This window comes from Serratia sp. 121840015-1, assembly GCF_053627655.1.
The window spans coordinates 1,574,683-1,597,600 of sequence record NZ_JBSEYF010000001.1 but is presented as its reverse complement, the minus strand read 5'-3'; the positions used below and the strand labels follow the sequence as shown (position 1 = coordinate 1,597,600).

General features: G+C 58.4%; 25 protein-coding genes. 15 read left to right on the top strand and 10 right to left on the bottom strand.

Annotation, left to right across the window (positions count from 1 at the left end):
* Nucleotides 1-72 precede the first annotated feature (72 nt).
* A complete protein-coding gene (locus ACUXAC_RS07660; RefSeq protein ID WP_149572404.1) occupies nucleotides 73-828 on the top strand; it encodes a macro domain-containing protein in 756 nt (251 codons plus the stop codon).
* Between the two features lie 11 nt (nucleotides 829-839).
* Nucleotides 840-1,370, top strand: coding sequence for an imm11 family protein (locus ACUXAC_RS07655; protein ID WP_149572405.1), 531 nt, complete (start codon nucleotides 840-842; stop codon nucleotides 1,368-1,370).
* Between the two features lie 43 nt (nucleotides 1,371-1,413).
* On the opposite strand, the gene ACUXAC_RS07650 is transcribed toward ACUXAC_RS07655, so the two are convergent.
* Entirely contained in the window at nucleotides 1,414-2,310 is an 897-nt protein-coding gene (locus ACUXAC_RS07650; protein WP_387441080.1) for a PhzF family phenazine biosynthesis protein, read from the bottom strand.
* Between the two features lie 54 nt (nucleotides 2,311-2,364).
* A complete protein-coding gene (locus tag ACUXAC_RS07645; RefSeq protein ID WP_049199489.1) occupies nucleotides 2,365-3,282 on the bottom strand; it encodes a DMT family transporter in 918 nt (305 codons plus the stop codon).
* A 181-nt stretch (nucleotides 3,283-3,463) separates the two neighbouring features.
* Here ACUXAC_RS07645 and ACUXAC_RS07640 point away from each other — a divergent pair, with 181 nt between their 5' ends.
* The 4 genes from ACUXAC_RS07640 to ACUXAC_RS07625 all read left to right on the top strand — a co-directional run bounded on the left by ACUXAC_RS07640 (nucleotide 3,464) and on the right by ACUXAC_RS07625 (nucleotide 6,049).
* Entirely contained in the window at nucleotides 3,464-4,333 is an 870-nt protein-coding gene (locus tag ACUXAC_RS07640; RefSeq protein ID WP_387441083.1) for a helix-turn-helix domain-containing protein, read from the top strand.
* Between the two features lie 17 nt (nucleotides 4,334-4,350).
* Nucleotides 4,351-4,785, top strand: a complete 435-nt coding sequence (locus ACUXAC_RS07635) for a VOC family protein (protein WP_187322382.1) — start codon at nucleotides 4,351-4,353, stop codon at nucleotides 4,783-4,785.
* A gap of 310 nt (nucleotides 4,786-5,095) precedes the next feature.
* Nucleotides 5,096-5,548 carry a MoaF-related domain-containing protein gene (locus ACUXAC_RS07630; RefSeq protein WP_204275775.1) on the top strand — a complete coding sequence of 151 codons (453 nt, stop codon included), beginning with the start codon at nucleotides 5,096-5,098 and terminating at the stop codon, nucleotides 5,546-5,548.
* Between the two features lie 9 nt (nucleotides 5,549-5,557).
* Nucleotides 5,558-6,049 (top strand): nuclear transport factor 2 family protein, encoded by a 492-nt coding sequence (locus ACUXAC_RS07625; protein ID WP_387441087.1) that lies wholly within the window; start codon nucleotides 5,558-5,560, stop codon nucleotides 6,047-6,049.
* A 171-nt stretch (nucleotides 6,050-6,220) separates the two neighbouring features.
* Here ACUXAC_RS07625 and ACUXAC_RS07620 read toward each other — a convergent pair whose 3' ends face one another.
* Entirely contained in the window at nucleotides 6,221-7,420 is a 1,200-nt protein-coding gene (locus ACUXAC_RS07620) for a multidrug efflux MFS transporter (RefSeq protein ID WP_060419000.1), read from the bottom strand.
* A gap of 251 nt (nucleotides 7,421-7,671) precedes the next feature.
* Here ACUXAC_RS07620 and ACUXAC_RS07615 point away from each other — a divergent pair, with 251 nt between their 5' ends.
* Nucleotides 7,672-8,121, top strand: coding sequence for a MarR family winged helix-turn-helix transcriptional regulator (locus ACUXAC_RS07615; RefSeq protein WP_038875187.1), 450 nt, complete (start codon nucleotides 7,672-7,674; stop codon nucleotides 8,119-8,121).
* Between the two features lie 37 nt (nucleotides 8,122-8,158).
* On the opposite strand, the gene ACUXAC_RS07610 is transcribed toward ACUXAC_RS07615, so the two are convergent.
* Nucleotides 8,159-8,440: a YjcB family protein gene (locus tag ACUXAC_RS07610; protein ID WP_033634498.1), complete on the bottom strand. Its 282-nt coding sequence runs from the start codon at nucleotides 8,438-8,440 to the stop codon at nucleotides 8,159-8,161.
* A 294-nt stretch (nucleotides 8,441-8,734) separates the two neighbouring features.
* Here ACUXAC_RS07610 and mrdA point away from each other — a divergent pair, with 294 nt between their 5' ends.
* Both mrdA and ACUXAC_RS07600 read left to right on the top strand, forming a co-directional pair.
* A complete protein-coding gene (mrdA, locus tag ACUXAC_RS07605; protein ID WP_159318009.1) occupies nucleotides 8,735-10,660 on the top strand; it encodes a penicillin-binding protein 2 in 1,926 nt (641 codons plus the stop codon).
* A 107-nt stretch (nucleotides 10,661-10,767) separates the two neighbouring features.
* On the top strand, nucleotides 10,768-12,486 hold the full coding sequence (locus ACUXAC_RS07600; RefSeq protein WP_038875183.1) for a penicillin-binding transpeptidase domain-containing protein: 1,719 nt from the start codon (nucleotides 10,768-10,770) through the stop codon (nucleotides 12,484-12,486).
* 72 nt (nucleotides 12,487-12,558) lie between these two features.
* Here the strand turns inward: ACUXAC_RS07600 and ACUXAC_RS07595 are convergent, their stop codons facing one another.
* The 3 genes from ACUXAC_RS07595 to ACUXAC_RS07585 form a co-directional block, all read right to left on the bottom strand.
* Nucleotides 12,559-12,759, bottom strand: coding sequence for a hypothetical protein (locus ACUXAC_RS07595; protein WP_071605288.1), 201 nt, complete (start codon nucleotides 12,757-12,759; stop codon nucleotides 12,559-12,561).
* Between the two features lie 228 nt (nucleotides 12,760-12,987).
* Nucleotides 12,988-13,383, bottom strand: coding sequence for an SRPBCC family protein (locus tag ACUXAC_RS07590; RefSeq protein ID WP_387441091.1), 396 nt, complete (start codon nucleotides 13,381-13,383; stop codon nucleotides 12,988-12,990).
* Between the two features lie 49 nt (nucleotides 13,384-13,432).
* The gene (locus ACUXAC_RS07585) at nucleotides 13,433-14,671 is read right to left on the bottom strand and encodes a hypothetical protein (RefSeq protein WP_387441093.1); all 1,239 of its coding nucleotides are present in this window, start codon (nucleotides 14,669-14,671) and stop codon (nucleotides 13,433-13,435) included.
* Between the two features lie 413 nt (nucleotides 14,672-15,084).
* Here ACUXAC_RS07585 and ACUXAC_RS07580 point away from each other — a divergent pair, with 413 nt between their 5' ends.
* The gene (locus tag ACUXAC_RS07580) at nucleotides 15,085-16,629 is read left to right on the top strand and encodes a methyl-accepting chemotaxis protein (RefSeq protein ID WP_225529055.1); all 1,545 of its coding nucleotides are present in this window, start codon (nucleotides 15,085-15,087) and stop codon (nucleotides 16,627-16,629) included.
* Between the two features lie 155 nt (nucleotides 16,630-16,784).
* Here the strand turns inward: ACUXAC_RS07580 and osmB are convergent, their stop codons facing one another.
* Nucleotides 16,785-16,997, bottom strand: a complete 213-nt coding sequence (gene osmB / locus ACUXAC_RS07575; protein WP_004940700.1) for an osmotically-inducible lipoprotein OsmB — start codon at nucleotides 16,995-16,997, stop codon at nucleotides 16,785-16,787.
* A gap of 231 nt (nucleotides 16,998-17,228) precedes the next feature.
* Here osmB and ACUXAC_RS07570 point away from each other — a divergent pair, with 231 nt between their 5' ends.
* The 3 genes from ACUXAC_RS07570 to ACUXAC_RS07560 all read left to right on the top strand — a co-directional run bounded on the left by ACUXAC_RS07570 (nucleotide 17,229) and on the right by ACUXAC_RS07560 (nucleotide 18,554).
* A complete protein-coding gene (locus tag ACUXAC_RS07570; RefSeq protein ID WP_060439978.1) occupies nucleotides 17,229-17,624 on the top strand; it encodes a DUF427 domain-containing protein in 396 nt (131 codons plus the stop codon).
* Between the two features lie 131 nt (nucleotides 17,625-17,755).
* On the top strand, nucleotides 17,756-18,226 hold the full coding sequence (locus ACUXAC_RS07565; RefSeq protein WP_048321542.1) for an Rrf2 family transcriptional regulator: 471 nt from the start codon (nucleotides 17,756-17,758) through the stop codon (nucleotides 18,224-18,226).
* 193 nt (nucleotides 18,227-18,419) lie between these two features.
* Nucleotides 18,420-18,554, top strand: coding sequence for an AcrZ family multidrug efflux pump-associated protein (locus ACUXAC_RS07560; RefSeq protein WP_033643027.1), 135 nt, complete (start codon nucleotides 18,420-18,422; stop codon nucleotides 18,552-18,554).
* A gap of 83 nt (nucleotides 18,555-18,637) precedes the next feature.
* On the opposite strand, the gene ACUXAC_RS07555 is transcribed toward ACUXAC_RS07560, so the two are convergent.
* A complete protein-coding gene (locus tag ACUXAC_RS07555) occupies nucleotides 18,638-19,525 on the bottom strand; it encodes a LysR family transcriptional regulator (protein ID WP_225528811.1) in 888 nt (295 codons plus the stop codon).
* A gap of 121 nt (nucleotides 19,526-19,646) precedes the next feature.
* On the opposite strand from ACUXAC_RS07555, the gene ACUXAC_RS07550 reads away from it, so the two are divergent.
* Both ACUXAC_RS07550 and ACUXAC_RS07545 read left to right on the top strand, forming a co-directional pair.
* Entirely contained in the window at nucleotides 19,647-20,813 is a 1,167-nt protein-coding gene (locus ACUXAC_RS07550) for a serine hydrolase domain-containing protein (protein ID WP_343179982.1), read from the top strand.
* Entirely contained in the window at nucleotides 20,804-22,021 is a 1,218-nt protein-coding gene (locus tag ACUXAC_RS07545; protein WP_387441098.1) for an MFS transporter, read from the top strand. Before ACUXAC_RS07550 ends, ACUXAC_RS07545 begins: the two co-directional genes overlap by 10 nt.
* Here the strand turns inward: ACUXAC_RS07545 and ACUXAC_RS07540 are convergent.
* Nucleotides 21,948-22,823 carry an alpha/beta hydrolase gene (locus tag ACUXAC_RS07540; RefSeq protein WP_100395819.1) on the bottom strand — a complete coding sequence of 292 codons (876 nt, stop codon included), beginning with the start codon at nucleotides 22,821-22,823 and terminating at the stop codon, nucleotides 21,948-21,950. The genes ACUXAC_RS07545 and ACUXAC_RS07540 overlap by 74 nt on opposite strands.
* Between the last annotated feature and the right edge of the window lie 95 nt (nucleotides 22,824-22,918).

The following is a 22,918-nucleotide window of genomic DNA, read 5'->3' as shown; positions in this document are numbered from 1 at the left end:
TTATTGTAAGTAACATGGTGATTGACTGTTATAAATAACTTATTCCATCTGTCGTAGGAGGAGGAAAGAACTGTGGAGTCCGATAAGAATTATTATAAAGGTACATGTGAACTCATTTCTGGCGAAGGGAGGATCTATACCGAGTTTAATGGCGATGTTGCAACAAGACAAATAACTATAATAAATGATTTGTATTATTCATCCTCATCTTTGGAAGATTGGCACGAAGATATAGGTTTTTTACTTTATGATGGTAAGAAAAGTGAGCTTGACCTTTCTGAGTCAAAGTTGATAACTAGTCTTGAATTTGAAAGTGAATGGAATAAGACAATCACCTCTGATGTTTTGAATGATTATGTCAGTTTTAGCTATGGTGATGCATCTATTCCTTTGTCAAAATCTAAAATGATCATTCATATTATGAATAACAAGGGTAAGTGGGGAAAAGGCTTTGTTGTTCCTCTATCAAAACGCTATCCAGCAGTAAAGGAAGAATATTTAAAGTGGTTCTCTGAAAAAAAGGATTTTTTTCTTGGGAATGTACAGTTCATCTGTGTGAACGAAAATGAGCGGGTATATATTGCAAATGTGTTGGCTCAGGATGGACTAAAGAAAAGTAAAGATGATAATGCTCAGTATGTTTCATATGAAGCACTTAAAGAATGTCTAAGTCTGGTTTCTGATTATGCATTAAAAGAAAGGCTTAGTATACAATTGCCTATGATTGGTGCAGGATTGGGAGGTGGTGATTGGGATGCTATTTTTTCCCTAATCAAAGAGCGCTTAGCAAGAAAGAAAATAAAATGCAACATCGTTAAATTAGGTTGAATGAGAGTGACATGAACTTCTATACTTTCAGTAGCTTTACATTTGGCGATAACTTGATTTGTTTTCCCGATCCGAAATCAAGATTGTCCAGCTTTTTTATTTGGAATGAAGGTGATGGTAATTTCCTATCCTACTCACTGCCAAAAGGGAAAATGCCAAGCGTTTTGAGTAGCGATATTTTTAATTTGCATGACTATTTTCCTGCCAGTCTCGGAATTCAAATTTTTTCAAAAAGAGCTAAGGCTGTATTTGAACGTAAGGTTTCTTCTGAAATGTCATTCTATGAGTGCGCGGTAGAAAACGTAACTGAAACGATGTTTCTGTGTAAAGTGAATAATTATTTTTCAATTATTGATGAGGAAGCCTCGACGTTCAGAGAACTTGAGGATGGAAGCAAGCTCATTGATGTGCCTGCTTACAAGTGTGACAGGGAGTTCTTTATTGCTAGGGATAGCATCTATTGTGAAAGAATAATTGTCTCTCAGCAGTTTGTTGACCTATGTAATGAAGAACAGCTAAACATAGGCTTTGAGCGTTGCTAATTGACGTTCCCAAAAGATGCTCACTATCTTCTTACCCCCAAAACTAAATACCCAATGTGCCATCAATCAGGGTGCGGCAGTGCCCGCCGATCCAGGGTTCGCCGTCAATAAAACGCACGCTCACGCGGCCATCTCGATTCAGTTGGGTGCCCTGGCGCACCAGGTAGCCCTGTGCGGTCTGGCCGCCGTCGGGAAAGCGGTTGGCCTTCAATAAGCGCGCCAGGCAGGCGTTGGCGCTGCCGGTCACCGGATCTTCAATCAAGGCACCGCATTCCACCATAAACGCGCGTATTTCGTAATCGGCCGGTTCGGCCGTGGTGCAGGCGCCATAGATCACCACGCCATCCACATCGCAAGCCGTTTGCAACCGTTTAATCGTGGCCTGATCCGGCGTCACCGCCAGGCAGGATTGTGCGTCCGGCAGGCGCACCATCAGCCAGCGAATGCCCATCTCGGCAATCACCGGCAGGGGGCCTCCTTCAATCACCGCGGGCCGTAAAGCGGCCATCAGCCGTTCTGTTTCCTCAGCCGCCATTGGGCGAAACTCAACTTCGGGTGCGGCGAACGCCAATGTGCCTTCCGGCAGGATATTGACCGCCACCAGGCCGACGCCGCATTCCTGCATCACCGTTCCAGGCCGTTTGGGCGTCAATCCGGCTTCCAGCAGGGCGTGGGCGGTGCCCAGCGTTGGGTGGCCGGCGAAGGGCAGCTCTTTTTCGGTGGTGAAAATGCGCACCTTATAATCCGCCACCGGGTGCGTCGGTTTAAGCACAAAGGTGGTTTCCGAAAGGTTGGTCCAACGGGCCAATGCCAGCATCTGCGCGCTGCTCAGCCCCTCGGCCTCCAGTACCACCGCCACGGGGTTGCCCTGCAGCGGCGTACGGGTAAACACGTCCACCTGTTTGTAGGCGCGGGGTGTCACATCATCACTTCTGAGCATTTGCCATCATCCGTTATCAACAAAACCTGATGATAACGATATTCGCCAATGGCTTCAAAGGGTTGAGTTTTGTTTTGAGATACCCGCCCGTCGCCATTTCAGCCCCGGCTTGGCGAACATCACCAGGTTGCCCAGCAGGATCAGGCACAGGCCCAGCACGGCGTTGAAGTGCCACTGATAGCCTTCGTAGATCGTTGAGATGGTCAGCGCCACCAGCGGGAACAGCAGGGTGCTGTAGGCCGCCGCGCCGGCGCCGATGCGGCCGAGCAGGCTGAAGTAAGCGGCGAAGGCGATCACCGATCCGAAAATCGCCAGGTACAGCAGGGAGCCGATATAGCGGCTGCTGTGTTCCATCTGGAACGAGGCGCCCTGCGCCAAGGCGATCAGCGCCATCAACAGCGCGCCGTAGGTCATGGCGTAGGTGTTGGTGGAAAAGATATCCAGCCCGCGGCGCTGATGGCGCGTGCTGATCATGTTGCCCAGCGAGAAGCCGTAGGTGCCGAGCGCGCTCAGGCCGATGCCTTTGAGCAGCTCCGGCGCCATGCGGGTGGCGGCCAGATCTTGCCAAAACAGCGCCACGATGCCGGTTAACCCCAGCAGCGCCGCCGGCAGCAGGTTGGGGCTGGGGCGCTGGCGGAAAAACAGCAGGCTGTTGAGGGCGTTGAACAGTACCGCCATCGAGAAGATCACCGATTCCAGCCCGCTGCTGATGTAGGCCGCCGCGTGGTAGAAGCAGAAGAAGTTGAAGCCGAATACGCAGCAACCCTGCAGCACGCAGAACAGATGATCGCGCGGAGCGAGGCGGCGCAGGCGGCGCGTTAGCAGCAGCACGGCGAACATCACCGCGGCGGAAATGGCGAAGCGGTAAGCGATCGAGACGGGAATGGCCACCGGCCCTTCCTGTTGCAGGGTGATCGCAATCCAGGTGGTGCCCCAAATCAGCACCACGGCGAGGTACAACAGCGCATTCATTCTATTTGTTACTCCGAAAAAACCGATGGCGCAGTATCCGCTTTGGCGCGCGGCGGCGCTTGCAGCGCTTTGCGCTCAGTTGCATATTCTTGCGCTTTTTTTGCCAAAAGCGCGGGGCGGCGGCTGGTATGCGGCGGCGCCACTCTTTACACTGTCGGCATGTCGAACAACGGGGCCGGCGATGTCCAACTATCAGGCGTTTGAAACACTGCGTGAGCACAAGGCGCGGCTGCACGGCAGCGTGCTGCTGGGCACCGGCGTGGAGCTGGCCGCCTGGTCCAACTGCAACGATCGCGTCACGCAGGAAAGCGCAGACCACCATACCCTGAGCCTGTACGTCGCCGACGGCTATGAGTGCTACCAGCAGGTGCCGGGCGGCTGGCGCAACGGCGGCGGGCCGGATCGGTTCTGCATCATGCCGCGTCAATACGCCTCCACCTGGGATGTGCGCAGCGATCTGTCGTTCGTGCACCTGTATTGCACCGACGGGCATCTGCGGCAGCTGGCGGAGCAGACCTGGGATCGCAGCCCGGCGGCGATCAACGTAGAGCCGCGCAGCTTCGGCGAAGATCCGCAGATCACGCTGCTGTACCGCCAGTTTTTGCTCAACTGCGACTGGCGGGACAGCGCCAATCTGCTGGCGCTCAGCAGCGCGTCGAACCTGCTGATGTCACACCTGATCCAACGTTACAGCCAGCTGCAGTGGAAGCTGCCGCCGGTGCGCGGCGGCCTGGCGCCTGCGGTAGCCAGGCGGGTGCGGGAATATATCGAAAACCACCTCGATCGGCCTTTGCTGTTGGCGGATCTGGCGGCGCAGGCCGGGTTGAGCGAATACCATTTCGCCCGCATGTTCAAGCACGCCACCGGCCTGGCGCCGCACCAGTTCGTGATGCGCGCCCGGCTGCAGCGGGCGGAACAGCTGTTGCGGCATAGCCAACAGCCGATCACCGAGATCGCGCTGGCGTGCGGCTTCAGTTCCGCCAGCCATTTCAGCAACCGCTTCAAGACGGCCTATGGATTTGCTCCGCTGCAGGTGCGGCTGGGGCGCTAACCGAAAGGGAGTGCAGCATGGATCAACAGTTTGCCGGGCTGGGCGTGTTGTTTGTCGCCGGATTCGGGCCCATCACGCGTGAGAACGACGAGAGCAAGGCGTTTTATGTCGAGGCGCTGGGGCTGCCGCTCAAGCCGATGCCGGGCAACGAAACCTATCTGCTGTCGGAGCAAGGCGCGCTGGACGGGGTGAAGCATTTCGCCCTGTGGCCGCTGGCGCAGGCGGCGCAGTCCTGTTTTGGCGGCGATCGCTGGCCGGCGGATCTCGCGGTGCCGCAGGCGTGGATCGAGTTCGACGTGGCCGACATGGCGGCCGCCACCCAGGGGCTGGTCGATCGCGGTTATCGGCTGTTGGTCGCCAACCGCGAAGAGCCGTGGGGGCAGAGCGTTACCCGTTTGCTCAGCCCGGAAGGGTTGCTGGTCGGCGTCACCTATACGCCCTGGCTGCGGTAAACGCCACGCCGTTCGCCGCCGCCTGCCGGCGGTGAGCGGCTTAAGAACAAATACGCATTAGCTTAAAGCGGTCTGCGCTATAGACCCATCAAATCCCCGAGTGGTTTCCCTTCCTGTAAGCAGAAATTCCGTTCATTGCGTAAAAACCAATGGCCAGAACGCGCTATTGCCATGCCATTTTACGGCGATTTTCCCCCGTCTTTTTTTGCCGCCAGGTGCCTGATGGGAATAGAGATTATTCTTATATTTCCGCCAACCCTTAAGAAATAATAATGATTCTCGTTTTCAACCACGGAAAGGAGAAGGAACGATGAAAACAGTGAAGCGAACGGGCATCGCGCTGGCGATAGCCCTGACTTTCCCCCTGGCATTGCCCGCCGCTACGGCGGCGCAACCCTCCCTGACTAACAGTAAGGCGGCAACGATGACGGAAAAACACGGGCAGTTCATTGCGGTCGGTAAAGTGGTGCAGGTGACCTTCGGCGATTTCGCCTTCAAGCTGGATTTTACCGATGACAAGACCATGACCTTCACCGGCATCGGCGAGGCGTCGCAGGGCATCACCGATACGGTGCAGTACACCGCAGTGGAGATTCGGCCGAAGGTTTACATGGTTTATTGGCACGAACCGCAGTCCGGCGACAACGTGACGCATATCGAGGACTTTGAGCGCGGCGAGGTGTACACCAACATCGCCGCCAAGGACGGCAGCTTCACCCATCTGAAAGGGCAGCTGAAAATCGTAGGTCACTCAGGAAAATAAGGAGCAGTTATGAAAAAGGCATTGATCACCTGTGCGATCGTCGGCGGCTTGCTGGCGAGTTACCCGGCGCTGTCAACGGATCAGGCGGCGTCTTACAAATCGGCCGGCAAAGGCGGTTATCATCATGCCCAGCAGAAGCTGAAGGTGGTGGAAGATCTGTACGCGGGCTTCTTCAACCGCCACGACATCGCCGTGGCGCAGAGGCTGATTGTGGAAAACTACAAGCAGCATAACCCGTTCGTCGGCGACGGCATCAAGCCGTTCCTGGATTTTTTCAGCCAGACCTTTAAGGACAATCCGCAGTACAGCGCCAAAATATACCGCAGTGCGGTCAACGGCGATCTGGTCTATGTTCACGTCAAATACCAAAATAACCCGCAGGATCGCGGCACCGCCAGCGTGGATATTTATCGGGTGAACGATCAGGGGAAAATCACCGAGCATTGGGACGTCAATCAGGATGTGCCGGAAAAATCGGCCAACGACAATACCATGTTCTGATCCGCAAGGGCCGCTGCGGCGGCCCTCAACACGCCCGCAACACTTTATTTACTTACATAAATATTAAATGACCGCCGCGTCGAGTAGGCTACGGCCGCCTTTGGCAGTGGTGGCACGGTTGATGGGCGTCATTGTCCCACCACTGCTTGAGGCGTTTCCCCGCATTTCCCGTTATCCCGCGCGTTGACTCTCCACTTTTTTGAACTGATGGCGCAGCTGCAGCGCATTGCAAAGCACCAACACCGCCGTCACCGCGAACACCCAGCGGAACCCCATCATCGCCGAAATGCCCGAACCCAGCAGCGGGCCAACCACGTTGCCCAGGTACATAAAGGATTGGTTATAGCCGAAGATGCGCCCGGTCACCTGATCGGAGGAATACCTCAGCAGCAGCGCCTGCACCGCCGGCATCAGCGCGCCGTCGGCGAAGCCGAGCAGGAAGCGCAGAATGCCCAGCTGCAGCGGCGTATTGACCCAGGCCATCACGGCGAACAGCCCGGTGGTGAACAGCAGCGCGGCGATCAGGATGCGCGCGGTGCCGATGCGATCGCCGAGGCGCCCGAGGCGCGGCGCCGAGATCAGCGCCGCAATGCCGGGCACGGCGGCGATCATGCCGCTGACAAAGGCAATATTGCTGACGTCGCCGGACAGCTCGCGGATGAACAGCGTCAGGATCGGGCTGATGGACGAGTTGGCCAGCTGGATCATCAGGGTACAAATGAACAGGGTGACGATCAGCGTCGGATAGGGCAGCGAACGGAATACCGCCTTGCCGCTCAGCTGATCCGCTTTTTTCACCGTGATGCGCCGCTCTTTAATCAGGAACAGCGTCACCAGGAAGCTGACGAACATCAGCCCGGCGGTGACGAAAAACACCACCCGCAGCCCCAGATGATCGGCCATCAGCCCGCCCAAGAGCGGCCCGGCGATCACGCCGGAGATCTGCCCGGTAGAGAGCGTGCCCAGCGCCCAGCCGCTTTTATCGCGCGGCGCCTGCGAGGCGACCAGCGCCATGGCGTTGGGAATATAGCCGGACGTCAGCCCCATCAGGGCGCGCAGCGCGAACAGCTGCCAGACGTTGGTGGCCAGCCCCTGCAGCGCGATGACGATCGCCATGCCCAGCGAGGCGCGCAGCAGCATCAGCTTGCGGCCTTTGCGGTCGGCCAGGCTGCCCCACAGCGGTGAGACTACCGCCGAGACCAAAAAGGTGCCGCTGAACACCAGCCCGGACCACAGGCTGAGGGATTGGTGATCGCTGACGCCGAGCTGTTCGACGTACAGCGGCAGAAAAGGGAGGATTTGGCTCATCGCCAGCCCGGTGAAGAAACACCCGAGCCAGACCGAGATCAGATTGACTTTCCACGCTTCCATCGGCTTACCGTACCACGTTGAATAAGGAGGGATTTATTAAGCAAAATAATAATAACACTGCAAACTAATCGGCGAGGGGCAAATGCGTGAGCAAACGTAACCCTGCCGATGCAGTGTCTTTTTTGCTATATATTAATAGCTATATTATCATAGGTAACTAGGTTAAGCCAGAGCGGCGCGGTAGCCAGGAAGGGCACCGCGCGATCCGGCGGTGTGAAAGCAGGGATAAACTGAACGCTAGATTGATGCCAATGAAGAAAGATCATCCTGAAGACGTGACGCTGCTGCGCACGCAGTTAATGTCGCTGGTGCGCCGTTTACGGCGCGAATCGCGCAGCGACGAAAAATCCTGGGCCCAACTGATGCTGTTGGGGGCTATCGATCGCCACGGCGGCGAGGCCACGCCGTCGCTGCTGGCGGAATCGGAGCGCATGCGTTCCTCTAACCTGGCGGCCGCGTTGCGTGAGCTGGAGGCCGATGGCTTGCTGGTGCGCACGCCGGACGCCGAAGACAAACGCCGGGTGCGGGTGCGCCTGACGCCCGCCGGGCTGGGCCTGCTGCAGCAAAGCCGCAGCCGACGCGAGGCGTGGCTGCTGGCGGCGATGGAGAGCTGTTTAACGGAGCGGGAGCAGGCGCTGTTGATTGAGGCGGGGGCCTTGATGGCGCGGCTGGCGGCGGCGCCGTCAACGGAAACGGAATAATCGGCGGGGCGGCCGGTGCGCCGCCCCTGCGGCGAGATTACGGCATCGGCCAATCGACCGGCATGGTGCTGACCACGTCCACGTAGCGATCCCAGGCCGAAGACCAGAATTGGGTGAAGGCTTCCAGGGTAAGGTGGATGCCCATCAGGCCCATCACGAACCAGCAGGCGGTAAACAGGCCCAGACTGCTGAACATGAACGCCATGCCGTTACGGCTGGTCTTACGGCAAACGACGTTTAACTGGCTGGCGAAGAACATCATCACGGCGCTCAGCAACTCCCAGCGCATCATGACTAAACCGGTGGCAATGGTACTCATCGAACTCGATCCTATGTAACAAAAAGCCGCATCCGGCAGGGCGCCGACAGGGAAATGCGGGGGAATATCGGGAATAGTGTGATTAAGATCACATTGTAGCATTGGGGCGAACGGCGGCTCAATGGGAAGCGCGGTGAAAAAAACGCCGACGGTAACATTCCAATATGCTGAAACAGTTATGCCATTTCATTAGCAACCTTTTCATGGGGCGGTGCGCCCGATAACGCTATGCTTGCCGGCTTTTCAGTTCCCTGATTTTGCGGGGGAATGTGACGCAAAAGGTATCGGCACCGCATGGCCCTGTTAAAAGAAAAAATTCGCGACCACTCTGCGGAAGAGAGGCTGTTTATCCGCCGGGCCGGCGTAGCGCTGGCACTGGTGGTGGTCTGTTTCGGCGTGCTGATCGTCAATCTCTACCGGCTGCAAATCCGCCAGCACGGCTTTTACCAGACGCGTTCCAACCAGAACGACATCAAGATGCTGCCGATCGCCCCTAGCCGCGGGCTGATCTTCGATCGCAACGGCATTCCGCTGGTGCGAAACGTGACACTGTATCGTATCGAGGTCACGCCCAGCAAAATCAGCGACATGGCGGCGCTGCTGCAGGCGCTGACGCCGATCGTCGACTTGACGCCGGAGGACATCAGCGCGTTTCGCGACGACATGCACCACAACAGCCGCTACAAACCGGTGACGCTCAAAGCCGGGCTGAGCGACACCGAGGTGGCGCGCTTTGCCGTCAATCAATACCGTTTCGACGGGGTGACGATCGATACCTATCAACAGCGTGAATATCCTTACGGCGCCCAGCTGGCGCACGTGCTGGGCTATGTGTCGAAGATCAACGACAACGATCTCAAACGCCTGGACAAGGCCGGGCTGAGCGAGAACTATGCCGCCGACCGCAACATTGGCAAACAGGGCATCGAGGCCTATTACGAGTCCGAACTGCACGGCACCACCGGCTATCAGGAGGTGGAGGTGGATAACCACGGGCGGGTGATCCGCCTGCTGAAGGAGCAGCCGCCGAAGGCCGGCAAGAACATCTACCTGACGCTGGATTTACCGCTGCAGCAGTACATCGAATCGGTGCTGAAGGGACAGCGCGCCGCGGTGGTGGTGGAAGATCCGCGCGACGGCGGCATCCTGGCGATGGTCTCCAGCCCCAGTTACGATCCCAATCCTTTCGTCAAAGGCATCGGCTATCAGGCCTATAAGACCTTGCTGACCAACCCGGATTTGCCGCTGATCAACCGCGTCACTCAGGGCTTGTACCCGCCGGCGTCGACGGTGAAGCCCTACATGGCCGTTTCGGCGCTGTTCGCCGGGGTGATCACGCCCACCACCACCTTTTTCGGCGCGCCGACCTGGACGCTGCCCGGCACCGAACGCCGCTACCGCGACTGGCTGAAAACCGGCCACGGCATGCTCAATGTCACCAAAGCGATCGAGGAGTCCGCCGACACCTTCTTTTATCAGGTGGCGTATGAGATGGGCATCGATCGTATCCACCATTGGCTGAGCCAGTTCGGCTACGGCCAGTCCACCGGCATCGATCTGAACGAAGAGTACCGCGGCGTGCTGCCGAGCCGCGACTGGAAGCTGAAGGTGCACAAAAAGGGCTGGTATCAGGGGGATACGGTTTCGGTGGGCATCGGCCAGGGGTATTGGGTGGCGACGCCGATCCAGATGGTAAAAGCGCTGACCACGCTGATCAACAACGGCCAGGTGAAAACGCCGCACCTGCTGTATTCGTTGCAGCAGGGCAACCGGGTGACGCGCTACCAGCCGCCGGCGCAAGCGGCGCAGATCGGCGATCCCCACTCGCCTTACTGGGGCATCGTGCGTAACGGCATGTACGGCATGGCCAACTTGCCGAATGGCACCGGTTACAAGCTGTTCCACACCGCGCCATACCAGATCGCCGCCAAATCCGGCACCTCGCAGGTGTTCAGCCTGAAGCAAAACCAGACTTACAACGCCAAAATGATCCCGGTGCGGCTGCGCGATCACATCTTCTATACGCTGTTCGCGCCTTACAAAAACCCCCGGGTGGCGATGGCGCTGATCCTGGAAAACGGCGGCGGCGACGGCGTGGTGGCGGGGCCGACCGCCCGCGCGATCCTCGACCATATTTTTGACCCGACCAACGCGCCGCAGCCCGGCGATCCGGCGCAAAGTAAACCGCAGTTAAACGACAGTGCGGATGTGCAGCGGTGATGCGGTTTGTTTTTACTTTCTTACAAACTGCAATCTCCTGACCATTTCCGGCAAGGTAGACTGAAATAACACCATAAACCGAATAAAAACGCAGGGTTAACACAACAGTGGCGCCATCGACCAAAAAAAGCGGTAAAACCTATTCCACAGTTCGTTTCGGCTGGATTTGCGCCGGCATGCTGGTCTGTTTTTTTCTGTTGGCGTTCAGGGTCGGCTATCTGCAGCTGCTGGAGCACCAGCAGTTGGCGGATCAAGCTGACCAGCGCTCTATCCGCACCCAGGTGGTGCCGACCAACCGCGCCATGATCACCGATCGCAACGATGAGGCGCTGGCGGTCAGCGTATCGTCCAAAGACATCGTGCTGGATCCGAAACACATTCTCGATACCCAGACCGACACCGGCAACGAGCGCTGGCAGAGCATGGCCAACGTGCTGAAGATCCCGCTGGCGGACGTGCAGCATCTGATCCAGAGCAACGCGCACAAGCGTTTCGTCTATCTGGCGCGCAAGGTGGAGGACGACAACGCCGCCTACATCAGCAAACTGCATCTGACCGGCGTCAGCACCGAGCAGGATTTCAGCCGCTTTTATCCGATGGGTCAGGACGCCGCCGGGCTGATCGGCATCGTCGGCCAGGACAATCAGGGGCTGGAGGGCATCGAGCTGGGCTTCAACCCGCTGTTGCAGGGCAAAAACGGCCTGCGGGTCTATCAGAAGGACGGCAGCGGCGCGGTGATCGGCGTGCTAAAAAGCGTGGATCCGGTGCCGCCGCCGAACGTGACGCTCAGCATCGACAAATTTATCCAGTATGTGCTCTATGCGCAGATCCGCGACGGCGTGGTGGCCAACCAGGCCGACTCCGGCTGTGCGGTGCTGGTCAAGATCGACACCGGCGAAATCCTCGGCATGGCCAGCTACCCGTCGTTCAACCCGAACAACTATGGCAGCACCCCGGCGAAAGACATTCGCAACGTGTGCAGCAGCGACAGCTTCGAACCGGGCTCGACGGTGAAACCGGTGGTGGTGATGGTGGGGCTGGAGCATAAGCTGATCCGGCCGGATACGGTGCTGGACACCACGCCGTATCGGGTGAACGGTCACCTGATCAAAGACGTCGGCCACTGGTCGAAGTTGACCATCACCGGCGTGCTGCAAAAATCGAGCGACATCGCGGTATCGCACATTGCGCTGGCGCTGCCGGCCACGGTGCTGCCTGCGGTCTATCGCAGCTTTGGCCTGGGGCGGCCGACCGAGCTTGGCATCGGCAACGAGAGCAGCGGCTATCTGCCGCAGCATCGTGAACGCTGGGCCGATATCGAACGCGCTACCTTCTCCTTCGGCTATGGGCTGCGCGTGACGCCGCTGCAGATGGCGCGCGAGTACGCCGCTATCGGTTCCTTCGGCATTTATCGGCCGCTGTCGATCACCAAGGTGACGCCGCCGGTGATGGGGCAACGTATTCTGCCGGCGGATACGGTACGATCCGTGGTGCATATGATGGAGAGCGACGCCTTGCCGGGCGGCAGCGGGGTGAGCGCCGCGGTGCCGGGTTACCGGCTGGCGATCAAAACCGGTACCGCCGAGAAAATGGGCCCGAGCGGCAAATACGACGGCGGCTACATCAACTACACCGCCGGCGTGGCGCCGGCCAGCGATCCGCAGGTGGCGCTGGTGGTGATGGTCAACAACCCGAAAGCCGGCAAGCACTTCGGCGGTTCGGTGGCCGGGCCGGTGTTCGGCAAGATCATGGCCCAGGTGCTGGAGCACATGAATATTCTGCCGGATGCCCAGCCGCTTAACGTGGTGTCGTCGGTCAAGGGGTAATGATTTAAGCGGGAAATATTGGGCCAGAGAATCTCTGACCCAATATTTAATGCAACGAGTCTGACTTACGCGTTATTTCCCTTGGGTTGCCCACCATTTCGCTACGCAAGCATTGGGTGCCTGAATAGTTTTACCTTCTTTGGTGATATAAGGTACCGGTGAGTAGATTCTTGAGCAGTAGCCTGCCGGGCGTTCGGTAGCATTAACGGTGAGAGGGAGGCTAACGGTGGTGGCTAAAATCGCTGTGAGCAGCATCAGATTTGATAACTTCATCATTCTTCCTTAATTAATGAAAATAGAGTTACATGCTTGCCGTTACACGACGAGCGCTAATGAGAGTATTAATTTGTTGGTATAACGTCTACGGCAGATTTCATTATGGATGCGCCCTGATTCATTGATTAATATTTATATTGAATATTTATATCAACATCTAAAAACAACATTTATTTTCCCGAACGCATTGCTGTCTTTCATTGAAATAAATGTTCCAACAAGCGGTTAGCTGGGCTCAAGGTAATGCTTCAGCGCCTGCAGATCGGCGTTCACCAGCCCGGCGTCGCGGGCGAACAGCGCATCGTCCATGTCCGGCTGGCGGAACAGGGTGAAGATCACCTCGGTGCCGCGCCGGTTGGCGAGCGCGCGCAGCGGCACGTAGACCACGCCGCCGTCCGGCAGCGTCACCCAATGATCCAGCACGCCGAAGGCATTTGGCGCGCTGAAGCGAATGCGGATCCGCCCCTGTGGGGTGTCCGCCACCCAGTCTTCATCTTCTCGCCGCAAGCTGTTGGTTAACCCTTTGGCCCACAAGGGGAAGTTTTCCGGCTGGCTGAGAAAGGCATACACCTCGTCACAAGGGCGGTTGATGGTAATATGCAGCGTTTGTGCGCTCAGCATCGTGATTTCTCCGGTTGGCGGCGATACTTCAGTGTAGATCCCGCCGCGCTTAGAAGTAGTAACCGATGTTCACGTTGGTGCGAAAATACCATTTATTGCTGCCGGGGGACTGGGTGCCGGTCCAGCCGGTGGCATTTTCCACGCCGCCCCACGGGTTGGCGTTCTGCGCCCAGGTCAGATCCACCCACAGCATCACCGGCATGGCGAACACTTGTACCCCCAGCGTGTTCATTTTAGAGTCGGAGCCGCCGTGCCTGTCCTTCCAGAGCACGCTGTAATCGTTGTAGAACCGCAGCTTTTTCACCGGCCCCCAGGGCACGTCGACGTCGCGCGCCAGGTTAATGGCGGCGGTGGTGGCCTGCGACGGGATCAGATAGGCCGGCGTCAGGCCGTTGCCCCCCATCAGGATCACCGAATTGTTGGCCCCGGCCGGGCCTTTGGCGTCGTAACCGTAGCGGATCACCTGGCCGGACAGATGCCAGGGATCGTAATTCACCAGCGTATGTAAGCCTGCCGCCCAGAAGCTGCCGTTATCGCCGGTCGCCTGGTTGTAGAGCCGCGAGGCCGCCAGCGAACCGCCGAGCTCATTGTTCCAGCCGCCCTGATGGAAAGTGCGCGTCAGCCGCAGATTTACCTGATCGCGTTTTTCGTTGCGCTGCAGGTGCTGTGACGCGTAGTTGGTGTTTTTCAGATCGTCGTAACTGGCGACGTCGGGGGCGTAACGCACGCCGGTCGGCATCATGCGCGGGTAGTAGGCGGCGTCGAAGGCCCAATCGTCATGCTGGTATTGGTATTTGGCGCCCAGCCCGGTGTTGACGCCAAAGCCGAGGTAAAACGGAATGCCGTACGACCAGCCGAACTGCGGGTAGGGCATCAGGCCGAACGGTTTGAACGGCGCGCCGAGCTGCACGGCGGAATGCTCAGACAGGTGGTAGCCGAAATAGGCGCGGTCGATGGCGTATTTGCGCCGATCCTGAAACCAGAATCCGCTATCGAAAAACGCGTCGTTTACCTGGCCGGCGGCATCGATGCGAAAGGCGTCAAAGCGTAAATGCGGAGGATTCCGATAATTGCTGCTGTGCCAGTCTTCATAGCGATAATTGGCGCGCAGTGCGCCACCGATATCAATATTCTTTTTATTATCCTCGCTTTGCCAATGAATATGCGGAAATGCCGGGCGGCTTTTTTTTACCGGTGCCGCGGTGACGGCAACGTCGTTGGGTATTGCGGCGACGGTTGCATAACTCACTGGTGAAACAAGGAAAAAACAAAGCGAAATTTTGCGCATGCCAGGCCCCTGAAGAAAGTAGACTGTTTATTAAGGCGAGCGAGTTTCACCTGTGAACAGGGTGCTTTCGCTCATCGGTTTTATATTTGAGACGATTTTATCGAGCGTTTCATATATTAAATTTAGCGCCGGTTAATATATGAAGCTTTGTTTCTTTTTTAATGGGAAACTATAAATCCGGTATTAAACAAGTCAAGAAATAAAAATGAGAGTTGACGGGCAATACCGATTATTGGGTTGTTTTGGTCGGCGGCGGCGGCACACAGCAGGCTGAAATATTAGTGTCATCAATGCCCGTTAGACTCGCGGCATCCTGGTATTACTGACTAAAAATCATGAACATAAAACTGACACTGGGCCGCAGGGTAAAATCTGCGGCGGCGCTGCCGCGCGCGTTTGGCTTCGGCAAGAGCATGGGCTTATTAAGCGGCGTAATTTGCGTTATCGCGCTATTTTCTCTGCTGCAACTGTTTTCCACCGTATTTATTTCTAATATTCTGCGCGACGCCAAGGCTAACCTGGTGGCGGGCGATGGCTTGCATCGCCAGCAGGCGACGATGGATCGCGCCAGACTGTCGCTGCTGACGGCCAGCGACAGTCTGAACCTTGCGGGCATTTACTACCTGCAGGACAAAGCCACCGGCTCCGACGGCAGTTGGCACAGCCTGCTGGATGAGTCGTTGGCGGCGCTGCAGGCCTCAGAGCAGGCCTTCGCCCAGTTCGAGCGCCTGAGCGCGGAGGCGCCCGAGGCGGCGGGCGCCCTGAAAGACAGCTACCGTCTGTTCTATGACAGCCTGAAAGAGCAGGCGCAAGGGTTGCAGGGCAGCAGCATCGATGCGTTTTTCGCCGTGCCGATCCAGGCGTTTCAGGCGGATTTCAACGAGAAGTACCTCGCTTATCAGGCGCTGAACGAACGGCGTGGCGATGATGTCAACGTGCGGCAATTGGCGGCGCTGGAACAGGCCAGGACCTTTGCGCTCGGCGCGCTGGCCGCGCTGGCGCTGATCGCCGTGGGGGTATGGGTCGGCGTCTCTCGCTGGGTGATCGCACCGCTGCGGCGGGCAATCGCGCACCTCAACGTGCTGGCCGCCGGCGATCTTTCGCGGCCGCTGCCGCCTGAGCGGGCATTCAACCGCGAGATGCAACAGCTGCAGACCAGCATTGGCCACATGCAGGGCGGCCTGCAGCGCCTGGTCAGCGAGGTGCGCGATGCGGCGAGCGGGATCCTGAACGGCGTCGGGCGGCTGGCGGACGGCAATCGACAGTTGACGGCGCAGTCGGCGAAGCAGAACGGTGAATTGCAGTTGGCGACCGAGCACGTGCAGCAGCTGGCGGCGCGGGTGGAGGAAAACGGCCAATACGCGCAGCAGGCCAGCCAACGAACCGAACAGGCCCGGCAGTGCGCCGGCGCCGGTGAGCAGATGATGGAAACCGTCAATGTTTCGATGCAAGGGATCGTCAACCAATCGGCCGAAATGCGCGGCATCGTCGCGCTGATCGACAGCGTGGCGTTCCAGACCAATATTCTGGCGCTGAATGCGGCAATCGAGGCGGCGCACGCCGGCGTTCATGGCCGCGGCTTTGCCATCGTGGCCAAAGAGGTGGGGCTACTGGCGCAAAAAAGCAGCCATTCGACGCGCGATATTCAGCAGTTGATCAACCGTTCGTTGCAGCAAATCGATCAAGGTTCGCAGGCGGTGGATCTACTGACGGGCAACCTGCGCCAGATTATCGATCTGGTGAACAAATGCAGTGCGCTGATGGGGGACATTTCCCTGGCATCGCTCAATCAGGGGGAGAGCATTCAGGACGTGACGGCGCGCATCTCGGCGCTGAATCAGGTGGCGCGCCAAACCGGCACGGTGGTGAACGCGGTGACCGAGGCCTCGCAGCTGTTGCAGGGCGAGTCGGAACGGTTGGAAAAAGCGATGGCGCGTTTCAGGCTACCGGCGCAATAAATACTTCCGATGCAGGTTAATGAATAATAAAGCTGCGCTTAACGTTATTTATTATTTTCGTGCCCTGAGAAAGTTCAGCGGTTAAATAAAAGCGCAGGCCGACGCTTATGGATTAAAAAAACATCGGCCTGCAGAGATTATTTTTGACGGGATGATTAACGGCTGGTCTGGTGGCCGATAATGCCGCCGAGCGCTGCGCCGCCAAGGGTGCCCAGCGTGCTGCCGTCGGTCAGCACCGCGCCGCCGACGGCGCCCACGCCCGCGCCGATCGCCGTGTTGCGATCGCGATTGGACATATGCCCACATGCGGTAACGGAAAGCGTTGCCATCACCACCACCAACACACCTGCGGCACGTTTAATATTCATAATGAGTTCCTGGTAAATTGACTGATTAATGGATTAAAAATAATCCGATTAACCTGCCGGTAGAAGTTGGGATGAATGTATTCCTCCGTAAGAAAATCGAACAGGTAAAAATTCTTAATTTTGCGGCGGTGAAAAGCGATTGCTCGCCGAATGTGCGGCCGCCGGTAAAATCGTGGGTCTATACTGGAAAGACGCCTCGCGGGGGGCGGGGCGCACACTCTGGAGGCCGCCATGTCCGATCTCGTTTCCGCATCCGGCAAACCGGTGAAAATCCCCGGCCCGGACCACCCAATCACCTTGACCCGCTATCCGGCGCGGGTTGTCGTGCGTGCAGCCGGTCAGACCCTGGCCGACAGCCGCAACGTGCTCATCCTGCAGGAAGCCACCTATCCGCCGGTGTTTTACTTTCCGCGTGAGGATGTGAATCGGGCGCTGTTGCAGAAAAACGAGCACGTCAGCTACTGCCCTTATAAGGGCGACTGCAGTTATTTCTCCCTTGTGCTTAACGGCGAGCAGGAGGCCAATGTGGCCTGGAGTTATGAAATGCCCTACAACGCCGTGGTGGCAATCAAGGATCATCTGGCATTTTATCCCGATAAAGTGACGGAGATCCGCACCGAAGCATGAGCCGCCGCCGCCATCGGGCGGGGGCAGGTTGACATTCTCATTGTCCCTACTCATTATGTGTATTACCGGAAATTGATACGCTTTCCTTATGTTTTAATCCGACATAAACGAAACTCTGAGCAGGTGCCAAGGTGTCTACCTCTACGCGATTTGCCGTTGCCATCCATATTCTGACCAATATCACGCTGTGTCGCGGCCAGACGGTGCGTTCCGAAGATATCGCGCGCAGCGTCAACACCAACCCGACGGTGGTGCGGCGCATCCTCGGCGCGCTGGCGGAGGCCGGGCTGACCTATTCACAGATGGGGCAAGGCGGCGGGGCGCTGCTGGCGCGGCCGGCGGAAGCGATCTCGCTGCTGGACGTGTATCGCGCGGTAGAGGATCAACCGTATTTCATGCTACACCGTACCCGGCCTAACGATGCGTGCTATATCGGCCACGCGATTACCCCGGTGCTGGAGCAAGAGTTCGCGCGCGTCGGTCACGCGCTGGAAGCCAGCCTGGCGCAAACCAGCATCGCCGAAATGGCCGGGCAGGTCGAGCGGCGCGCAGGCTATCCTTTTGTCCCTTGTTCACCGCAATATCAAGCGGATACGCAATAAAAACCCACGCCAATTCCCGCTACGCGCAGAGCATTTTTTGCATTGCTTTAATGTAATTGTGTAAGTTACATTAGCTCGCATCAAGTGTGATGTAGCTCACGTTTTAGACTGCCTCCCCACGATACTCAACCGATTGGCCGGAAACCTTTTCTTCCGGCGCAGATTCGCTGTGCTTATAAACCAGGAGAGAACGATGTTAGAAATGATTGAAAGCTTGGCCACCGTGGTGGTCCTGGTGCCGGTAATGGTGGCCGTCTTGCTCGGCGCGATTTACGGCCTGGGTGAAGTGTTCAACGTCTTTTCCGCTATCGGCCGCAAAAACGGCTGATGGCACGCCAGGGGGCGGTTCTCGTCCTCCGGCTCCCCCCGAATTATCCTGCACCCTCCCTGCGTCATAGCGTAAATACCCCTCTATTCCCGAAAAAGCTGGGCGCTCAGCGTATCGATAAACACCCTGAGTTTCGGCGTCAGGTGCTTGCTGGAAGGCCACAGGACTTTAAAGCTGCCGCTGTGGTGACTATGCTCGCGCAATATCTGCTGTAATCGCCCCTGTTCCCGTGCGCGCTTCACGGCAAAATCCGGCAAACAGGCGATGCCCTGGCCGCTTTCCGCCAGGTAAATCAGGGTATCGACGGTGTTGCAGACCAGCCGGGTGTTGATCCCCTCGGCGAGCAGCTTTTCCCATCCGGCGATCGGCCAGGGTTCCACTTTGCCGGTCGAGGGAAATTTGTACAACAGGCAGGCATGGCCTTGCAGTTCCGCCGGTTGATGCGGGATTCCCATCTGGCGCAAATAATCCGGCGAGGCCACCAGCTGCAGATGAAACGTGCCCAGCTGGCGGCTCATCAGCCGTGAGTCCTCGGTCTCGCCGACGCGAACCACGGCATCAAAGCCTTCTTCGATGACATCGACCCGGCGGTCGGAAAAATCGGTTTCCAGCTCAATCTCCGGGTAACGCCGGACGAACTCCGCCAGCACCGGATTCAACAGGCCGCCCACTAACGGCAAACTGACGCGCAGCTTGCCGCGCGGCGCGCTGTGCGTATCGCTGATTTCCCGTTCCGCCGCCGCTAATTCCCCGAGAATACGCTGGCAGCGGAGCAGAAACAGCCGGCCTTCGGCGGTCAACGTCATGCTGCGCGTGCTGCGGTGGAACAGGCGTGCACCCAGCCGATTTTCCAGGCGGGCGATGCTTTTCCCCACCGCGGAGGCAGAAATGCCGAGCACGCGGCCGGCCTCAACGAAACTCAGCGTCTCCGCGGCCTGCACAAAGACGCTCACCCCAGACAGATTATCCATTGCTTGCCTCATTGCGGACGAAATTGTCCGCTATGAAAGGAAATCTAGCCTGTTTTTCCGTTAATCGCCACGCTCTATGCTCGGTGGCGACAGCATGGGCTGACTACCTGGAGCAATAAAGATGAGTGAATACGGATCCTCCGCCAACGCGATCGACGGCGCGATAGAGAAAGCCTTGCGCGAAAAACGATTGGTTGGCGCGGTCGTTTTGGTGGCGCAGGGCGGTGAGATCGTTTATCGACGTGCGGCGGGCATGGCAGATCGCGAAGCGGGCAAACCGATGGCGTGCAATACGCTGTTCAGGTTAGCTTCGGTGTCCAAACCGATCGTGTCCACGGCGGCGCTGGCGCTGATGGCGCGAGGAGACATGCGGTTGGACGATCCCGTTACCCGCTGGCTGCCGGATTTTCGTCCGCGGCTGGCGGACGGCACCGTCCCGTTGTTGACGCTGCGCCATTTGATGACCCACACCGCCGGGTTAAGCTACCGTTTTTTTCAGCCGGAAGGCGGATGCTACGCCCGATTGGGCGTCTCCGACGGGATGGATGAGGCGGCGCTCAGCCTGCCGGAAAATGTGCGGCGCATTGCCTCCGCGCCGTTGCTGGCACCGCCCGGCGCGGAGTGGCGTTATTCCATCGCCACCGATGTGTTGGGCGCGGTTATTGAACGGGCGAGCGGCTTGCCGCTGGCGCAGGCGGTCAAAAAATGGGTGACCGGGCCGCTGGCGATGACGGATACCGATTTCCTGGCGGTGGACGCCGCGCGCCTGGCGGCCGCTTACGCTGACCATCCCGGTGAGCCACGCCGCCTGCGCCAGCCGGATCGTTTACCGTTCATCGACGGCAGCGCCGGTTTTCATCTGTCGCCGGCGCGTGCGCTGGATCCGCAGGCGTACGCCTCCGGCGGTGCCGGCATGGTCGGTTCGGCGGCGGATTTCCTGCGCCTGCTGGAAACGTTGCGTCAGGGGGGCGGGCAGGTGCTGCCGGCTGATTGGGTGACGGCGCTGACTACCAACCAAATCGGCGATCTGCCGATGCCGTTTTGGCCAGGGCGCGGCTTCGGCCTGGGCATCACCGTGCTGAAAGATCCCGTCGCTGCGCAAACGCCGGAGTCTGTGGGCAGCTGGCGGATGGGCGGCACCTATGGCCACTCGTGGTTCGTCGATCCTGCACGGCAGCTCAGCGTGGTGGCATTTACCAACACGGCGCTGGAAGGAATGTCCGGCACCTTTGTCGGCGAGATTTGTCAGGCGGTTTATGCCGCCACGGGAGTGCCGTCATGGGTCTGATGCCACCGATTTTCTTCATCGCGCTGGGGCTGTTCGGTGTTTACTGCATCGAGTTCGGCGTGGTGGGTATTTTACCGCAGATCATCGCGCGCTATGGCATCTCCACGGCGCAGGCCGGCTGGCTGGTCGGGGTCTTCGCCCTGACCATTGCGCTGTTCGGGCCGCTGTTGGTGCTGCTGGCGTCGCGGTTCAATCGCAAACGCATGTTGTTGATCGCGTTGGCCGTGTTTGCGGCAGCCAGCGCGCTAGCCGCTCAGGCGGACAGCTTTGCCATGCTGATGCTGCTGCGTATTTTGCCGGCGTTGTTTCATCCGATCTACTTTTCACTGGCCATGGTGGCGGCCGCGGCGCTTTATCCGCCGCATCTGGCCACCAAAGCAACCGCTTATGCGTTTATCGGCACCAGCATGGGGATGGTATTGGGCATACCGCTGACGCAATGGATCGCCGGGCAGTTCAGCTATGAGGCATCGTTCCGATTTTGCGCGCTGGTCAACCTGCTGGCGGCGCTGGGATTGCTGTGGCGCTTGCCTGATGTGGCCGTGCAGCGTCTCAGCTACGGCAAGCAGTTGGCAATCCTGCGCAGCGGCACGCTGTGGTTGAATATCACTACCTGCGTGCTGATCTTTGCCGCCATGTTTGCCGTCTACGCTTACGCAGCCGAGTACCTCAGCCGTGAAGCTGGTATTGGCGACGCCGCCATCGGCTGGCTTCTGGTGGCGTTCGGTGTGGGCGGCGTCGCGGGCAACCTGTTGGCCGGCAAGGGGTTGAGCCGCCACCGCGCAGTGACGGTGCTGCTGCATCCGATAGCCTTGATTTCGGCTTATGCGCTGTTGTATCGCTACGGCAGCTCGAATATTGGCGCGATGACGGCACTTTGTCTGTATTGGGGGGCGGCGCACACCAGCGGTTTGATCGTGACGCAGGTCTGGCTGACCTCCGAAGCGCCGCAAGCGCCGGCGTTCGCCACCGGGCTGTATATCGCCTTTATCAACCTGGGCGTGGCGGTGGGGTCGCTGGTGGGCGGTTGGTTTATCGCTGCCTGGGGGCTACAGGGCAGCCTGCTGTGTGGGGCCATGTTTGCCGCACTGGCGGCGATCGCGATCGCCGCCAGGCTGTGGCTGCAACGGCAGGCTACGCTTGCGTTGCGTCAATCATCGCCATCACCTGCCGAAACATCGCGCTTTCCGCATCGGCCAGTTCGTTGACCAGTGTAAAGTGGTTGCAGTGGCGATCGGCCAGCAGCTGGACGTCGAGGCCGCGCGCCAGGCAGGCGTCATAATAGGCCTGCGTCTGGTTTTTAAACCCTTGGGTTTCCCGCTGGCCGACGTCGAGCAATATCTGCGGCGCATGTTCCTTCGCCGGCAGTAAAAACAGCGGGCTAAGGGTTTGCGCCTGCTCGGGCGTCAGGTGCAGCCAGTCGTTGATATAGATATCGCACAGCGGGCGCAGATCGTAGAGGCCACTCAGCGCCAACGCGCCTTTGATCGCGTTGGGCGGCAGGCGATAGCGTGGTTGCCAGCCGTCGGCGATCAGCATGCCGCACAGGTGGCCGCCGGCCGAACTGCCGCTGACGAAAATGCGTGCCGGATCGATGCCGAAAGGCGCCCCGTGATGATAAAGCCAGGCGACGGCGCTGCGCACCTCGTGCACGATCTCCGCCAGCGTCGCTTCCGGCGCCAGCGTGTATTCCAGCGTGGCGACCGCCACGCCGCGGCGGGCAAACGTGGCGGCCATCGAACAGGCTTCCTCTTTGCGCTGCGAATGCCAGTAGCCGCCATGAATAAAGATCAGCAGCGGGGCGGGCTGCGTGCAGGCCGGGAACAGATCGAGGCGCTCTGCGGCGCTCATGCCGTAGCGCAGGTCGTAAATACCGGGTGTCTGCGCCCTGGCGCGCTGGGCCAGCGCGGCGTATTCCGCCATGCAGGCGTCAAAATCTTCCACCGAAGCGCGGGCGTTGTATTGCACGGCGCGCGCGCTCAGGTCTTCAAACGTCAGATCGATGCTCATCACTTCTCCGGATTGTTATGCGTTATGCCTTCATCATCGTCCCGCAGGCGAAAAGATGTTTGATCTCCGGTGCGCATCATTGCGGCTTCTCTGAT

What these genes read in the sequence shown, in the direction of transcription:
- ACUXAC_RS07630 (WP_204275775.1), top strand. Translation starts at nt 5,096, where the DNA reads ATGAAAACAGTGAAGCGAACGGGCATCGCGCTGGCGATAGCCCTGACT.
- ACUXAC_RS07650 (WP_387441080.1), bottom strand. Translation starts at nt 2,310, where the DNA reads ATGCTCAGAAGTGATGATGTGACACCCCGCGCCTACAAACAGGTGGAC.
- ACUXAC_RS07655 (WP_149572405.1), top strand. Translation starts at nt 840, where the DNA reads ATGAACTTCTATACTTTCAGTAGCTTTACATTTGGCGATAACTTGATT.
- ACUXAC_RS07585 (WP_387441093.1), bottom strand. Translation starts at nt 14,671, where the DNA reads ATGCGCAAAATTTCGCTTTGTTTTTTCCTTGTTTCACCAGTGAGTTAT.
- ACUXAC_RS07545 (WP_387441098.1), top strand. Translation starts at nt 20,804, where the DNA reads ATGGGTCTGATGCCACCGATTTTCTTCATCGCGCTGGGGCTGTTCGGT.
- ACUXAC_RS07590 (WP_387441091.1), bottom strand. Translation starts at nt 13,383, where the DNA reads ATGCTGAGCGCACAAACGCTGCATATTACCATCAACCGCCCTTGTGAC.
- ACUXAC_RS07625 (WP_387441087.1), top strand. Translation starts at nt 5,558, where the DNA reads ATGAAAAAGGCATTGATCACCTGTGCGATCGTCGGCGGCTTGCTGGCG.
- ACUXAC_RS07640 (WP_387441083.1), top strand. Translation starts at nt 3,464, where the DNA reads ATGTCCAACTATCAGGCGTTTGAAACACTGCGTGAGCACAAGGCGCGG.
- mrdA (WP_159318009.1), top strand. Translation starts at nt 8,735, where the DNA reads ATGGCCCTGTTAAAAGAAAAAATTCGCGACCACTCTGCGGAAGAGAGG.
- ACUXAC_RS07540 (WP_100395819.1), bottom strand. Translation starts at nt 22,823, where the DNA reads ATGAGCATCGATCTGACGTTTGAAGACCTGAGCGCGCGCGCCGTGCAA.
- ACUXAC_RS07550 (WP_343179982.1), top strand. Translation starts at nt 19,647, where the DNA reads ATGAGTGAATACGGATCCTCCGCCAACGCGATCGACGGCGCGATAGAG.
- ACUXAC_RS07595 (WP_071605288.1), bottom strand. Translation starts at nt 12,759, where the DNA reads ATGAAGTTATCAAATCTGATGCTGCTCACAGCGATTTTAGCCACCACC.
- ACUXAC_RS07580 (WP_225529055.1), top strand. Translation starts at nt 15,085, where the DNA reads ATGGGCTTATTAAGCGGCGTAATTTGCGTTATCGCGCTATTTTCTCTG.
- ACUXAC_RS07560 (WP_033643027.1), top strand. Translation starts at nt 18,420, where the DNA reads ATGTTAGAAATGATTGAAAGCTTGGCCACCGTGGTGGTCCTGGTGCCG.
- ACUXAC_RS07620 (WP_060419000.1), bottom strand. Translation starts at nt 7,420, where the DNA reads ATGGAAGCGTGGAAAGTCAATCTGATCTCGGTCTGGCTCGGGTGTTTC.
- ACUXAC_RS07615 (WP_038875187.1), top strand. Translation starts at nt 7,672, where the DNA reads ATGAAGAAAGATCATCCTGAAGACGTGACGCTGCTGCGCACGCAGTTA.
- ACUXAC_RS07645 (WP_049199489.1), bottom strand. Translation starts at nt 3,282, where the DNA reads ATGAATGCGCTGTTGTACCTCGCCGTGGTGCTGATTTGGGGCACCACC.
- ACUXAC_RS07610 (WP_033634498.1), bottom strand. Translation starts at nt 8,440, where the DNA reads ATGAGTACCATTGCCACCGGTTTAGTCATGATGCGCTGGGAGTTGCTG.
- osmB (WP_004940700.1), bottom strand. Translation starts at nt 16,997, where the DNA reads ATGAATATTAAACGTGCCGCAGGTGTGTTGGTGGTGGTGATGGCAACG.
- ACUXAC_RS07555 (WP_225528811.1), bottom strand. Translation starts at nt 19,525, where the DNA reads ATGGATAATCTGTCTGGGGTGAGCGTCTTTGTGCAGGCCGCGGAGACG.
- ACUXAC_RS07635 (WP_187322382.1), top strand. Translation starts at nt 4,351, where the DNA reads ATGGATCAACAGTTTGCCGGGCTGGGCGTGTTGTTTGTCGCCGGATTC.
- ACUXAC_RS07570 (WP_060439978.1), top strand. Translation starts at nt 17,229, where the DNA reads ATGTCCGATCTCGTTTCCGCATCCGGCAAACCGGTGAAAATCCCCGGC.